Here is a 14,950-nt window from a genome sequence, read left to right on the forward strand (position 1 = left end):
GGTGGACGCCGGCGCCGTGGCGCGGGTCCGCCGCCCCTCTTTACTTCACCGTGCTCCCGATCGTGAAGTCCCGCGCCAGCGGCGCCGTGCTTTGCGGGCCGAACCACTTGTCGTAGATTTTTGCGGCCACGCCGCTCTTCTCCAGGTCCAGCAGGATCTGGTCGATGGTCGCCGTCAGGCGTTCCTCGCCCTTGGGGATGCCCACGCCCATGTATTCCCGCGTCAGCGTGAACGGCGAGATCTCGAACTGATCCTTGTTCGGCAGCGTGGCCAGCAGCGCGCCCAGCTTGGCGCCGTCCTGCGCAAACGCCTGGATGGCACCACTGCGCAGCGCACCGAGCGCCAGCGGGGAGTCGTCATAGGCAATCACGCGCGCCTCCGGATACTTCTGGCGCAGCGTGGTTTCCTGCGTCGTTCCCTTGTCCACGCCCAGGCGCCAGGTCTTGAGGTCGTCCGGCTGGCGCAATGCCCCCTTTTTGGCGATCAGCTGCAGGCCGCTGGCGAAGTACGGCGTGGAGAACGCGATCTGCTGCCGCCGCTCGTCGGTGATCGTGAAGTTGGCCGCGACGATATCCACCTTCTGCGAGGCCAGCAGCGGAATACGGTTGGCCGGGTTGGTCGCGCGGAATTCCACCTTCACGCCCAGGCGCCTGGCGATCTCGTTGGCATAGTCGACGTCGAGCCCGACCGGCGCACTGGTCTTCGCATCGACAAAGCCGAACGGCGGGTTGGCGTCGAACACGCCCACGCGCAGCACGCCGGCGCGCTTGATGTCGTCCAGCCGGTCGGCGTGGGCGGGCGCGGCAAATGTGACTAACGCGACCAGGGAGGCGAACACGGGCAGCGCGGCGCGCAGCAGATGCGTACGGAAGTGCATGGTAGTTATCGTGTGAGTCAGAATGGTGCAGACGATAACGAGCCGGCGACGCCGCAGGAACGAATGGTTTCGCAGAACGATATGCTCCGCGTTTGCGCTGACGCGACAGACGGCCCGCAAATCCGTGCCAGAATGGCCGCTTGTCCACAAACGGAACGGAGCTCCGGGGATGTATCGCGGCGAACGGTTCAACGGTTACAGCCACCTCGCGGGGGCGATCCTCGCTGCCGCCGGCATGGCGGTGCTGGTCACGTCATCCGCCCTCAACCACGATGCCTGGAAGGTGGTGAGTTCGGCGGTCTACGGCACCACGCTGGTTCTGCTCTATACGATTTCCACCGTCTATCACAGCGTGCGCGGCCCGGCGAAGGACATCTTCCGCCGACTGGACTATTGCGCGATCTACCTGCTGATTGCCGGCAGCTATACACCCTTTGCGCTTGTCACATTGCGCGGCCCCTGGGGCTGGACGCTGTTCGGCGTGAACTGGGGCCTGGCGGTCATCGGCATCGTCCAGGAACTGTGGATCGGGCATCGCACACGCATCCTGTCGCTCGCGATCTACGTGATCATGGGCTGGCTGGTGCTGATCGCGTTCGGCCCGCTGGCCGCCGCGCTGCCGCGCGCGGGCTTGTACTGGCTGGTCGCAGGCGGCGCCACCTACACCGCCGGCATCGGCTTCTTCCTGTTCGACGAAAAGGTGCGCCACTTCCACGGCATCTGGCACCTGTTCGTACTGGCCGGCAGCATCTGTCAGTTCGTCAGCATCCTCTACTACGTCGGCTAGCCGATGCCGGTTGCACGGCGTAGGCCGGACGACCCAGGCTGACGCTACACCTCCGTCACGGCCGCCGCCGAGTCCGGCGCGGCCACTTCCGACACCACCCCCTCTTCCAGCATCGCGGCGATCTCGGCCGGGCCGTAGCCACATTCGGTCAGCAACGCTCGCGTGTGCTCGCCCAGCCGGGGTGACGCGCTGTGGTATCGCGCCGGCGTCTCCGACAAATGGATTGGCAAGCCGAGCGTACGGATCGGCCCCGCCTCCGCGTGTTGCTGGCGCACCACCATGCCGCGCGCCAGCGTTTGCGGATGACTCAGCGCCTCGCCAATCGAATGCACCGGCCCGGCCGGCACGCCGGCTTCGTCGAATGCCGCCAGCCACTCGGCCGAGGGCCGCGTCATGAGGATCTCGGCCATCGCCGGCAGCAATGTATCGCGATGACGCATGCGGTCCGCATTCAGCCGGTAGCGCGGGTCCTCCACCCATTCGGGGCGGCCCAGCACCTGCGCGATGCGCGTCCAGTTCTTCTCGTTGGCGCCGCCGACGATGATGTGCCCGTCCTGCGTCGGAAAGGCCTGGTACGGCGTGGCGAGCACGTGCGCAGACCCGCTCGGGCCCGGCGATTCCCCGGTGGCAAAGTGGATGGCCGCGTGCCAGTACAACTGCTGCAACCCGGCTTCGATCAGCGACGTCTCCACGACCTGTCCGCGTCCGGTCTTCTGCCGATGCTGATACGCCGCCAGAATGCCGAACGCCGCGAGAATCCCGGCGTTGATGTCGGCAATCGAGTTCCCGGTGCGCAGCGGCGGCCCGCCTTCCTCGCCCGTGATGCTCATCAAACCGGTATAGCCCTGCGCGATCAGGTCAAAGCCGCCCTTGTCCGCGTACGGCCCGGTGCGGCCATACCCCGAGATCGCGCAGTAGATCAGTCCGGGGTTCTCGCGAGAGAGCGTGTCGTAGCCCAGGCCGAGTTTTTCCAGCGTGCCCTTGCGGAAGTTCTCGATGACGACGTCCGCATTGCGGACCATGCGCAGGAAGACCTCGCGGCCTTCCGGGCGCTTGAGATCCAGCGCGATGCCGCGCTTGTTGCGGTTGAGCATCAGGAACGGCGCCGAGACGCCGTTGATCGTGGGTTCGCGATAGCCGCGCGCATCGTCGCCGCCATCGATCTTCTCGATCTTGATGACGTCGGCGCCAAGGTCGGCCAGCATCATCCCGCAGGTCGGGCCGGCCATGATCTGGGCGAGTTCCAGCACGCGCAGGCCGGCCAATGCGCCGGGCTGCGGGTCGGGGGAATCGGACATCGGCATGCTCCTTGGCAGCGGGCCGCCCTAGCGACCCGAGAACGCCGGCGTTTCCTTGGCCAGGAAGGCCCGATAGCCGGTGCGGAAATCCTCGGTGTCGAAGCAGTCGAACGCCGCGTCGATATCGGCAGGCGCGAGCGGCTTGCCCTCCGCCAGCTGCCGCGCAAAGCGCTTGTGCCAGCGCGCCACCAGCGGCGCGCCCGAGGCGATCCGCGCCGCCGTGGCGAGCGCTTCGTCAGCGACCTTGTCATCGGACACCACACGCGATACGAGGCCCATCGCGTACGCCTCCGCCGCGCCGACGATGCGCCCTTCGAACAGCAATTCGAGCGTGCGCGACGTGCCGATCAGGCGGATCAGCGGGGCCATCTCGGCATGGGCCATGACCAGGCCCAGGTTCTTGATCGGCGCGCCGAAGCGGCTGCTCTCGCCACAGATGCGGATGTCCGCCATCGCCGCCACTTCGAGTCCGCCCCCCACGCAGATGCCGTGGATCTGCGCCACCACCGGATGCGGGCAATCCAGCATCGCCTGCGCGGTGGCGTGCATCACGGCACCGTAGGCCACAGCCTGTGGCTTGTTGGCGCGCGTGGTGGCGAATTCGCCGATGTCGTTGCCCGGCGAGAAGGCCCGCTCCCCGGCGCCGCGCACGACGATGCAGCGCACGGACGCATCGGCCGACAGCGCGCGGAACGCCTCGCCAAGCTGGCGCCACATGTCCAACGTGAACGCGTTGAGCTTGGCCGGCCGGTTCAGCACGAGGGTGACGATGGCGTCATCGCGCGTGACCAGCAGCGTCTGATCCTGGGCGGCTTCGCTCATTCCGCGCCTCCCGCCTGTGCCGACACCACCTTGCGGCGCCTTGTCTTTTCCACCAGCCCGCCGATCAGCGGCCACACCAGCACCACGACGGCCAGCGCCATGATCGTGCCCACCAGGCCGTTGGACCAGAACACGTCCATCTGGCCCTGCGACATCAGCATGGTCTGCCGGAACGCATCCTCGGCGCGGTCCCCGAGCACGAGGGCCAGCACCAGCGGCGCGAGCGGATAGTCGAGCTTCTTCAGCACATAGCCGATCACGCCGAAGATCAGCATCAGCCACACGTCGAACATGGCGTTGTGCACGGTGAACGCGCCGATGGCGCAGACCACCAAGATCAGCGGCGCGATGATCGCAAAGGGAATGCGCAGGATCGCGGCGAACAGCGGCACGGTGGACAGCACCACGATCAACCCGGCGAGGTTGCCGAGGTACATGCTCGCAATCAGGCCCCAGACGAACGTCTTCTGTTCGGCAAACAACAGCGGCCCCGGCTGCAGGCCCCAGATCATCAGGCCACCCAGCAGCACGGCGGCGGTGGCGGAGCCGGGGATGCCCAATGCCAGCATCGGCAGCAATGCGCTGGTGCCGGCCGCGTGCGCGGCGCATTCGGGAGCGATCACGCCCTCGACGTTGCCGCGGCCGAACGATTCGCGATTGCGCGAGAAGCGCTTGGCCACGCCATAGCCCATGAACGACGCCGCCGTGGCGCCACCCGGCGTGACGCCGAGCCAGCAGCCGATCACTGACGAGCGGATCAGCGTCATCCAGTAGCGCGGCAGCTCCGCCCACGTCTTGAGCACGACCTTGAGGTCGATGTTGGCGCGCTTGCCGCGAAAGGCGATGCCCTCCTCCATCGTCATCAGGATTTCGCTGATGCCGAACAGGCCGATCACGACCACCAGGAAATCAAAGCCGCGAAGCAGCTCCGTCGACCCGAACGTCATGCGCAAGGTGCCCGACACGGTGTCCATGCCGACGGCGGCCAGCGCGAAGCCGATGCACATGGCAATCACGATCTTCGGCTTGGCTTCCTTGCCCATGCCGATGAAGCTGCAGAACGTGAGGAAGTAGACGGCAAAGAATTCCGGCGGCCCGAAGCGCAGTGCGAATTTGGCCACCAGCGGCGCCAGGAAGGTGATCAGCAGCACGCCCGCCAGCGCGCCGAGGAACGATCCCGTGAACGCGGAGGTCAGTGCGCGGCCGGCCTCGCCCTGCTGGGCCATCGGGTAGCCGTCGAACGTGGTGGCCACCGACCATGCCTCGCCCGGAATATTGAACAGGATCGACGTGATCGCGCCGCCAAACAATGCGCCCCAGTAGATGCAGGAGAGCATGATGATGGCCGAGGTCGGCTCCATCGAGAACGTCAGCGGCAGCAGGATCGCCACGCCGTTGGGCCCGCCCAGGCCGGGCAGCACGCCCACCACGATGCCCAGCAGGATGCCGACCAGCATCAGTCCGACGTTGTGCCACGACATCGCCACCGCGAAGCCGCCCATCAATGCATTGAGTTCTTCCATCCCTGTCTCCTCAGAACCCGAACGCCGCTTCCAGCGGCCCCTTGGGCAGCGGTACGCGGAATTGCATTTCGAAGATCCAGAACAGCACCGCGTTGATCGCCACGGCAGTCAGCATCGCGCGCCACCAGGCAAACTTGCCGATGGCCAGCATGAAGCCCGCGATGAAGATGGCGGACGCGACGTAGATGCCGAGGAAGGCGATCATCGCCACGTAGACGCTCAGCGGCACAAGGATGACGGCCACCTGGCGCAGCTGCGGCCAGGTGACGAAGGTGTCCTGCGAATTGGTGCGCCATGCCTGCCACAGCACGGCCAGGCAGGCCACGAAGATGATGGCGCCGATGCGCAGCGGGAAATAGCCGGCCTGCGGGCCGTCGGGCGCCCAGCCGGCGCCGATCTGGTAGTTGCTGACCATCACGACCACCGCGCCGGCGGCAATCAGCAGCGCGACGGCGATCTCCGCCGTACGCACCGTGATCGCCGCCGGCGCGGCAGGCTCCTGCGTGTGTTCGCTCATGGGTGTCTCCTGCGACGAAGCCCTCTCCCGCAAGCAGGGAGAGGGCGAGTCAATCATCGGGCTGCGACGAAACCGGCCTCTTTGATGATGTCCTTGTGGCGGTTTTCATCCGCCGTCAGGAAATCGGTCAGCTTCTGGCCCGTCAGGAAGTCGTTCTTGAGCGCGTTCTTTTCCAGGTATTCCTTCCACTCCGGCGTGGCCACCACCTTCTGCATCAGGTCCACATAGAACTTCTGCTGGTCCGGCGTCACGCCGCCCGGCAGCATGAAGACCCGCAGCATCTGGTATTGCACGTCCAGGCCCACTTCCTTGCAGGTCGGAATGTCACCCCAGCTCTGCGTGGCCGTGATCTTGGCCGAGTAGTGCATCCGTTCCGGCGCGAACACGCACAGCGCGCGGTGTTCGCCGGCACGCCACTGGCCGATGGATTCGGACGGGTTGTTGACGTTGGAGTCGATGTGCTTGCCGGAGAGCTGCGTCGCGGCTTCGCCGCCGCCCTTGTAGGGGATGTAGATGAAGCGCACGCCGGCCTTGCGTTCCACCTGCGCGGTGATGATCTGGTCCTCGCGCTTGGAACTGGTGCCACCCATCTTGAACTTGGACGGCGTCTTCTTCACCTCGGCAAGGTAGTCGGTCGGGGTCTTGTAGGGCGACTCGGCGTTGGTCCACAGCACGAACTCGTCCTGCGCCACCATCGCCACCGGCGTCAGGTCCCGCCAGTTGAACGGCAGCTGGCTGACCATCGGCACGGTGTAGAGCGCGGACGACGTCACCAGCAGCTTGTGGGGATCGCCCTTCGAGGCCTTGGTGTCCATCAGGCCTTCCGCGCCGCTGGCGCCGGCCTTGTTGACGACGATGACCGGCTGGTTCATCAGCTTGTGCTTGGCGATGATGCCCTGGATCGAGCGCGCCATCTGGTCCGAGGCGCCCCCGGCGCTGAACGGCACGACGACCTCGACCGGCTTGGTGGGCTCCCAGGCGAACGCCGGGGCGGCAAAGGCAACACTGAGTAGCGATGCACACGCCAGGGCGCGTGCTGTGTAACGCAACGTCATGATTTGTCTCCTTTGATGGCGGCCGTGCGCTCTGGGGCGCATCGGCCTTTTTTTATCGAGCCGCCTCGACGGACGACCCCTGTTTGCTACCTGGTTCCTGCTGTCTTCCGATGCTGTTGTCAGGCCGCGCGCAATGCCGGTTGCGCGGCTGCTGCACGCAGGCTGTTCATCGCCGCCAGCACACCGCCCGCGTGATGCGGTACGCCGGCCAGCGCCAGGCCCATCTCCACGCCTGCCAGCGTGCCCATCAGCGTGAGGTCGTTGAAATCGCCAAGATGGCCGATGCGGAAGACCTTGCCGGACAGCTTCGACAAGCCCTGCCCCAGCGACATGTTGAAGTTCTCCAGCACCACCTTGCGCAGGGCGTCGGCACTGTGGCCATCCGGCATGACCACGGCGGTCAGCGCCGGACTGTATTCGGCGGGGTTCTGGCACAGGACTTCCAGGCCCCAGGCGTTGACACAGGCGCGCGTGGCCTCGGCGTGGCGGCGATGGCGGGCAAACACGTTCTGCAGGCCCTCTTCCAGCAGCATGTCGCAGGCTTCGGACAGGCCGTAGAGCAGGTTAGTGGCCGGCGTATAGGGCCAGAAGCCGTTCTTGTTCGCCTCGATGATTTCTTCCCAGCCCCAGAACGCCCGCGGCAGCTTCGCCTTGGCCGACGCGGCGACAGCCTTCGCGCTGACCGCATTGAACGACAGCCCCGGCGGCAACATCAGCCCCTTCTGCGAGCCGGACACGGTGACATCCACGCCCCACTCGTCATGGCGGTAGTCGACGGAACCGAGCGAGGAGATGGTGTCGACCAGCAGCAGCGCCGGATGCCCTGCCGCATCGATCGCGCGACGCACGGCGGCAATGTCGGACGTCACGCCCGTGGAGGTCTCGTTGTGGACTACGCAGACCGCGCGGATCTCGTGGTTGCGATCCTCCGCCAGCCGGGCGCCGATGGCGGCGGCATCCACGCCGTGACGCCAGTCGCCGACCAGGAATTCGGGATTCAGGCCGAGCTTGTCGGCCATCTTCTTCCAGAGGGAGGCGAAGTGGCCGGTCTCGAACATCAGCACGCGGTCGCCCGGCGACAGCGTGTTGACCAGCGCGGCCTCCCACGCACCGGTGCCGGAGGCGGGATAGATCACAACGGGCTGCGTGGTCTGGAAGATCTTGCGGATATCGGCCAGGACCTTCTTGCCCAGTTGCTGGAATTCGGGGCCCCGGTGGTCGATGGTCGGATAGTCCATCGCGCGAAGCACCCGGTCGGGCACGTTGGTCGGCCCCGGAATCTGCAGGAAGTGCCGGCCGCTGGGATGGGAGTTCAGTCGGATCATGTCGCCTCGTGTCCTTCGGTTTGAATTTTGTATTCAAAAAACGGAGATGCACTGCGGGTCCGGCATGCGGGATAATGTGGGGCGGCGCAAGCACCGTCCGTTCCGCAAAAAAGCCTTATTAATCAATGAAACTAAGGCTTTTCAGCCGATCATCGCGCTGATCCGGGCATGGCCAGTGGCACCGGAATGCAGTTCGTGCTTGCACAAGATTATGTTTTGAATACAATACTGTCAAGCCACACGAGCCCTGATGAGCACAAATCCAACCTCCCCCTCCCAGGCCGTTGACCGCCAGATCCTGCATGTGGCGGTTGCCCAGCGTCTGCGCACGATGATCATGGAAGGCGATCTGGCGCCGGGCACGCGGCTCAATGAACGGGTGCTGTGCGACCTGCTGCAGGTCTCGCGCACGCCGCTGCGGGAAGCGTTCAAGGTGCTGGCCGCCGACGGGCTGGTGACGCTGCTGCCCAACCGTGGCGCCGAGGTGGTGGTGTTGTCGCAGGAATCCATCAACCACCTGTTCGAGATGATGGGCGCGCTGGAAGCGATGTCCGGCGAACTGGCGTGCCAGCGGATCACCGACGCGGAGCTCAACGAGATCCGCGCGCTGCACTTCGAAATGCTGGCGTGCCACGCCCGGCGCGACCTGCCCAACTACTACGCGCTCAACCGGCGGATTCACGACGCGATCAACGCGGCGGCTCGCAATCCGATCCTCGAGGAGACCTATCGCCGAATCAATCTGCGCATTCAGGCGCTGCGCTTCCGCTCCAACTTCGACCACGACAAATGGGACCTGGCGGTGCGCGAGCACGGCGCCATGCTCGATGCCCTGGCGAATCGCGACGGCGCCGCGCTGCGTGACATCCTGCGCGCGCACCTGCAGCACAAGCACGATGCACTGATCGCCGAACTAGAACGCGCACAGGACGCCGCCGCCTGACACGGGCTTTCGCGCCACGGCTGCCCGCGGCGTGCGACTCCGGCCTAGGCGGCGTCCCCAGTGCATGCAACCGGAGACCCCACGCCCATGGCCCTGCCCACCACCCCCACGCCGCCCGGCGTGCAGCCGCTGCGCTTCATGCCCGGCGCCGCCGCTGCGCCGGCCCTGCAGTCGCCGCTGTATCGTCGTCTGGCCGCCGAATTGCGCGGCGACGTCCTGTTCGATACCGCGAGCCGCGGCCGCTATGCCACCGACGCGTCGATCTACCAGATCATGCCGATTGGCGTGGTGGTGCCGCGCGACGAAGCCGACGCGCGACTCGCCCTCGACATCGCCCGCGACTTCAAGGCGCCGCTGCTGCCGCGCGGCGGCGGCACCAGCCAGTGCGGCCAGACCGTGGGCGAGGCGCTGGTCATCGACAACAGCAAGTTCCTGAACCAGGTGATCGACTTCGATCCCGAGGCGCGCACGGTCACCGTGCAGCCCGGCATCGTGCTCGACCACCTGAACGCGTGGCTCAAGCCGCACGGCCTGTGGTTTCCGGTGGACGTATCCACGGCCGCGCAATGCACCATCGGCGGCATGACTGGCAACAACTCGTGCGGATCGCGGTCGATCCAGTACGGCAACATGGTGCACAACGTACTGGGCGTCGATGCCATCCTGGCCGGCGGCGAGGATGTGCGCTTCGATGCCGGGTGGCCCGCCGATGGCGCCCCGCATCGCGCCATCGCCGACGGCGTGCGCCGCATCGCCGAACGCGAGCGTGACGCCATCGCGCAGATGTACCCCAGGGTGCTGCGCCGCGTGGGCGGCTACAACCTCGATATCTTCCATCCGCAGAGCGAGCGGCCTTACACCGCCGACGGCGGCGTCAACCTGGCGCATTTGCTGGTCGGCTCCGAGGGCACGCTGGCCTACTTCCGGCACATCACGCTGCAACTGGCGCCGCTGCCGACGCACAAGACGCTGGGTGTGGTGAATTTCCCGACGTTCTACCAGTCGATGGATTTGACGCGCCATATCGTCGGCCTGCAGCCGTCGGCAGTGGAACTGGTGGATCGGACAATGATCGACCTCGCGCGCAACAATCCCGCGTTCCGGCCGGTGATCGACCGCGCGCTGGTCGGCGAGCCCGAGGCCATCCTGCTGGTGGAATTCGCCGGGGAAGACCGCGATGCCACGCTGCGCGGCCTGGCGCGCCTGGTCGAGCTGATGGCCGACCTGGGCCTGCCCGGGTCCGTGGTGGAAATGCCCGACGCCGGCCCGCAGAAGGCGCTGTGGGAAGTCCGCAAGGCCGGGCTGAACATCATGATGAGCATGAAGGGCGACGGCAAGCCGGTGTCCTTCATCGAAGACTGCGCCGTGCCGCTGGAACACCTGGCCGAGTACACCTCGCGGCTGACCGAGGTCTTCCACAAGCACGGCACGCGCGGTACGTGGTATGCGCACGCCAGCGTCGGCACGCTGCACGTGCGGCCGATCCTCGACATGCGCCGCGACGGTGCGGCCAAGATGCGCGCGATTGCGGAGGAAGCCGCCGCGATGGTCCGCGAATACAAGGGCGCCTATTCCGGCGAGCACGGCGACGGCCTGTGCCGCGGCGAATGGGTGGCCTGGCAGTTCGGCCCCGCGCTGAACCGCGCGTTCGAAGAGGTCAAGGCGCTGTTCGACCCGGAGAACCGCTGCAATCCCGGCAAGATCGTGCGCACGCCGAAGATGGACGACACGCCGTTGTTCCGCTTTCCGCCGGGCTATACGGTCGCGCCGGTCGAGCCAGCGCTGGACTGGTCGGCATGGAACGTGACGCGCGATCCGGTCACGGAAGCGGAGAGCGCACCGGGCACCGGGCGCGATCCCGCGCGCGGCCTGGCCGCCGCGGTGGAGATGTGCAACAACAACGGCCACTGCCGCAAGTTCGATGCCGGCACGATGTGCCCGAGCTATCGCGTCACGCGCGATGAGCAACACCTGACGCGCGGCCGGGCGAATACGCTGCGGCTGGCGCTGTCCGGTCAGCTCGGCGCGGAAGGCCTGCTCGATCCGGCGGTCAAGGACACCATGGACCTGTGTGTGTCCTGCAAGGGCTGCAAGCGCGACTGCCCCACGGGCGTGGACATGGCCAAGATGAAGATCGAAGTCCGCGCCGCGCACGCCAGGGCGGGCAAGTTGCGTGCGCGCGACTGGCTGGTGGCCTTCCTGCCGCGCTATGCGGGCCTTGCCAGCAAGATGCCGTGGCTGTTCAACCTGCGCGACCGCGTGCCGGGGTTGCCGCAGTTGACGGAGCGGTGGCTGGGCCTCTCCGCCAAGCGGTCCCTGCCGCGCTGGCAGCCGGCATTCCTGCGGGACGACTACAAGCATCCGCCCACCGGCGGCAAGGAAGTCGTCCTGTTCGTCGACACCTTCAACAACCATATGGAGCCCGCCAATGCCCGCGCCGCGCAGCGCGTGCTGGAAGGCGCCGGATACACGGTGCATTTGTCGGCGGTGCCGGGAGAACGTCCGCTGTGCTGCGGCCGGACCTTCCTCGCGGCGGGCCTGGTCGACGAGGCGAAAGCGGAGGCAAAGCGTGCGCTCGACGCGTTGCTGCCTTATGTCTCGCGCGGCGTGGCGGTGGTCGGGCTGGAGCCGTCCTGCCTGCTGTCGATGCGCGATGAATTCCTGCAGTACGGCTACGGCGACGCCGCGCGGATGCTGGCCGGCAATGCGTTGCTGTTCGAGGAATTCCTCGTGCGCGAGCACGCCGCCGGACGCTTCGCACCAACGCTGCAGCCCATCGCCAATGCGCGGGCGCTGTTGCACGGCCATTGCCACCAGAAGGCATTCGACGCCGTGCGCCCCGTGGAACAGGTGCTCGGCTGGATTCCGGGGCTCAAGACCGAACTGATCGAATCATCGTGCTGCGGGATGGCCGGAAGCTTCGGCTACGAGGCGGAGCACCACGAAGCGTCGATGAAGATGGCCGAGCTGTCATTGCTGCCCGCCGTGCGCAACGCCGACGCGCAGACGCTGGTGGTCGCGGACGGGACGAGCTGCCGGCACCAGATCCACGACGGCGCCGGTCGCGAGGCACTGCACGTGGCACGCGTGTTAGAGATGGCTATGGGCGGTTAGAGGTTGCTTCAAAAAAAACTGGCGTCGTGCGCGGCAAGCTAGTACGGCAAGGCTGCGCAACGACGCCAGCATCATTTTGATAGTGCCTCTCCTCTTACTGCGGCACCAGTTCGACGCGTTCGCGCGCTTCCTTCTCCACGGCCTTGCGCGTATAGACCAGCGGGAAGTACTCCCCCTTGGCCCACAGCGGCGCGAGATCACGATAGTGCGGACTCGCCGGATTGCCCGACTGGCCCGGCGTGTTCACCACGCGCGAGGCATCCCAGTTGCCAACATCCAGCACCATGCGGAACGATGCGCCCGCTGTGAGCTGGAAGTCGCTGTTGCGGTAGCTCGTGTTCATCGGCGTGAACGACGATCCGCCGATCGGCCCCGCGTTCACGTCGTACTGCTGGCGCAGCGCCGGATCGAGGATCGCTTGCAGCGGATGGCTGAACACCGCCGTGTGCAGCTTGCCCCATTGCCACGTCTTCGGGTCGGCGCCCAGCTTCTTCTCGATCTCGACCATCGCGGACTTCAGCGTGCCCATCATGATGTCGTTGCGCTTCTCCACCGCCATCCAGGTGTCCGGCCGCTCCAGCACCGCGATCACGCGGCTGGCATCGGCGGCGCCCACCAGCCGCGCGCCCTCCTGCGACAACGCGGCACGCACGACTGCCGTGCGCAGATACTTGCTGAACCAGACCTCGTACAACGCCGCCGCGGCGCTGTCGGCGCGCTCGTTGCCATCCCAGTTGCGCAACAGGTCCAGGCCGCGCTGCACCTGGGCGTCGCTGCTGTTGAGCGGCTTGACCAGTGCCACCACGCGCTGCGCGGGCAGCGACACGGTATCGTTCTGCCACGCCATCGAGTCTTCGAGCGAACTGCGGGGATTCGCCCCGACCAGCGCCTTCAGCCGGCGCGCGCGTGCGCTGTCGCTCCATTCATAGCCCACGCCGATCTTCGCGGCCGGGTGGTTGGCGGGGATGTTGTTCTCGTTGGCGGTCACCACGTAGCCGGGCGCCGGATTGAAGGCCCACGGCAACTCGTCCATGTTGCGATACCCGGCCCACTCATAGCGACCATCGCCGGGCACCGGCGTCAGGCCGTCCCAGTTCGGACGGTTGACGGTCAGCCCGCCGGGAATCCAGCCGATGTTGCCGAAGCGGTCCGCATACACCTGGTTCTCGCCCGGCGCGCCCCAGCGGTTCATCGCCGCGCGGAACTGGTCCCAGTTCTGGGCGCGCATGTAGTCCATCGAACCGAAGTACGGCGCCATGCCGTAATCCAGCCAGGCCGCGCGCAGCGACCAAGCGCGGTTGCTCTTGGGGTCCGCGTAGAGCACGGGGCCGTGGCGCGAGAAATCGATGGTGACCTTGCGCGGCGTGGCCTCGCCACGTACGGCAATCTGCTCGGTGATGGTTTCCATCGGCTCCCAGCGGCCCTTGTACTTGTACTCGTGAGGCTGCGCGGGGTTGGTCTCGTAGACGTACAGATCCTCCTGGTCCATGTAGAACCGCGTCAGGCCAAACGCGACGGTGCCGTTGTGGCCGATCGAGATACCGGGCAGGAACGGCTCGCCCGCGCCGATCACCGACAACCCCGGTGCATTCAGGTGGCTGATATAGCGCAGGCTCGGCGCGCCATGTGCGCGGTGCGGATCGTTGGCAAGGATCGGGCGCCCGGTGGTCGTGCGGCTGCCGGCAATCACCCAGTTGTTCGAGCCGAGGCTGCGCGCGGTGTCGCTCGACGCGTCCACGGTCGCATAGAGCTGCTCCACCGGGATGTTGTCTGCCTTGGCTCCGGTGGCGGGGCTCCACCATTCCTTCGGGAATCGCGGCGCCGCCGTGGCCAGGTCATACGCGCGACGCAGTTCGGCAGCCGGGATCGCGCAAGGGTCGAGCCCCTCTGGGAGCTTGGGCTCCACCGGCGGATCGAGTTCGCGCCGCACCCAGTCGGCGCGCACCGCATTTGGCTTGACGTAGCAGTAGATCTGCGCGCGATCGATCTCGCCCGTGAAGTTCAGCGTCAGGCCATGATGGCGGATGCGGACGATGTCCTCCGCGCGCCAGCGTGCGGGCTTGTAGTTGAGCACCTTGAACTCGGGCGGCAGCAGTTCCGGGTGTGCTTCCGTCTGCGCCACGTAGGCATTCACGCCCGCGACAAACGCTTCCGCCACACGCTTGGCGTCGGACCCGTAGGCCAGCCATTCGCGATACATGTCCCCCCGGAACAGCACCGCGCGCGCCATGCGGTCTCCGTCCACATAGGCGGCGCCGAAGTCCTTGGCCATCTCGCCCAGGCCGCGCTTGCGCCAGAGATCGATTTGCCAGAGGCGGTCGCGCGCGGCCATGAAGCCCTGCGCGTAGAAGGCGTCATAGAGCGTGCCGGCGTAGATGTGTGGCACGCCCCAGCGATCGACCAGGATACTCGCGGGCTTTTCCAGCCCGGGCACCGTGAAGCGGTCCGGTCCGGCGGCGATGGCGGAGGTGGCGGCGGCAGCCGTGGCGAGCCATGCCAATGCGACGGCTGTGCGCCGCAGGCGAGAGGGCGTGGGGAACATCGGATCTACTCCTCGGGAGGCTGGGCACGTACCTGTCAGCGCCAGCAGAGCTATGAGGATAGCGGAATGTGATGGCGGCGGCGATCATGCGCCGCCGCAAAGACGCGCAGGTGTGGCGCGGCAGCAGCGGGAAGACGGTGGGACGGC

11 protein-coding genes are annotated in these 14,950 nt (G+C 66.7%); 3 read left to right on the top strand and 8 right to left on the bottom strand.

The window, feature by feature from the left end:
* Positions 1 to 40 precede the first annotated feature (40 nt).
* The gene (locus tag AC1DOX_RS20685) at positions 41 to 877 is read right to left on the bottom strand and encodes an ABC transporter substrate-binding protein (protein ID WP_441620275.1); all 837 of its coding nucleotides are present in this window, start codon (positions 875 to 877) and stop codon (positions 41 to 43) included.
* Positions 878 to 1,046: 169 nt separating this feature from the next.
* Here AC1DOX_RS20685 and trhA point away from each other — a divergent pair, with 169 nt between their 5' ends.
* The gene (gene trhA / locus AC1DOX_RS20690) at positions 1,047 to 1,664 is read left to right on the top strand and encodes a PAQR family membrane homeostasis protein TrhA (RefSeq protein WP_441620277.1); all 618 of its coding nucleotides are present in this window, start codon (positions 1,047 to 1,049) and stop codon (positions 1,662 to 1,664) included.
* A 44-nt stretch (positions 1,665 to 1,708) separates the two neighbouring features.
* Here the strand turns inward: trhA and AC1DOX_RS20695 are convergent, their stop codons facing one another.
* From AC1DOX_RS20695 to AC1DOX_RS20720, 6 genes are all read right to left on the bottom strand, one after another.
* Complete coding sequence (locus AC1DOX_RS20695) at positions 1,709 to 2,962, bottom strand: CaiB/BaiF CoA transferase family protein (RefSeq protein WP_441620279.1); 1,254 nt, start codon at positions 2,960 to 2,962, stop codon at positions 1,709 to 1,711.
* Between the two features lie 27 nt (positions 2,963 to 2,989).
* A complete protein-coding gene (locus AC1DOX_RS20700; RefSeq protein ID WP_441620281.1) occupies positions 2,990 to 3,784 on the bottom strand; it encodes an enoyl-CoA hydratase/isomerase family protein in 795 nt (264 codons plus the stop codon).
* Complete coding sequence (locus tag AC1DOX_RS20705) at positions 3,781 to 5,307, bottom strand: tripartite tricarboxylate transporter permease (protein ID WP_441620283.1); 1,527 nt, start codon at positions 5,305 to 5,307, stop codon at positions 3,781 to 3,783. The genes AC1DOX_RS20700 and AC1DOX_RS20705 overlap by 4 nt, the downstream gene beginning before the upstream one ends.
* A gap of 10 nt (positions 5,308 to 5,317) precedes the next feature.
* Positions 5,318 to 5,824: a tripartite tricarboxylate transporter TctB family protein gene (locus AC1DOX_RS20710; protein WP_441620285.1), complete on the bottom strand. Its 507-nt coding sequence runs from the start codon at positions 5,822 to 5,824 to the stop codon at positions 5,318 to 5,320.
* Positions 5,825 to 5,877: 53 nt separating this feature from the next.
* A complete protein-coding gene (locus AC1DOX_RS20715) occupies positions 5,878 to 6,879 on the bottom strand; it encodes a Bug family tripartite tricarboxylate transporter substrate binding protein (RefSeq protein WP_441620287.1) in 1,002 nt (333 codons plus the stop codon).
* 119 nt (positions 6,880 to 6,998) lie between these two features.
* Entirely contained in the window at positions 6,999 to 8,204 is a 1,206-nt protein-coding gene (locus AC1DOX_RS20720; protein WP_441620289.1) for a pyridoxal-phosphate-dependent aminotransferase family protein, read from the bottom strand.
* Between the two features lie 250 nt (positions 8,205 to 8,454).
* Between AC1DOX_RS20720 and AC1DOX_RS20725 the strand changes: the two genes are divergently transcribed.
* Both AC1DOX_RS20725 and AC1DOX_RS20730 read left to right on the top strand, forming a co-directional pair.
* On the top strand, positions 8,455 to 9,147 hold the full coding sequence (locus tag AC1DOX_RS20725) for a GntR family transcriptional regulator (protein WP_092139577.1): 693 nt from the start codon (positions 8,455 to 8,457) through the stop codon (positions 9,145 to 9,147).
* Between the two features lie 87 nt (positions 9,148 to 9,234).
* Entirely contained in the window at positions 9,235 to 12,261 is a 3,027-nt protein-coding gene (locus tag AC1DOX_RS20730) for an FAD-binding and (Fe-S)-binding domain-containing protein (protein ID WP_441620292.1), read from the top strand.
* 94 nt (positions 12,262 to 12,355) lie between these two features.
* Here the strand turns inward: AC1DOX_RS20730 and AC1DOX_RS20735 are convergent, their stop codons facing one another.
* Positions 12,356 to 14,803, bottom strand: coding sequence for a penicillin acylase family protein (locus tag AC1DOX_RS20735; RefSeq protein ID WP_441620294.1), 2,448 nt, complete (start codon positions 14,801 to 14,803; stop codon positions 12,356 to 12,358).
* Between the last annotated feature and the right edge of the window lie 147 nt (positions 14,804 to 14,950).

It is taken from the genome of Cupriavidus sp. 01L415, assembly GCF_056400065.1.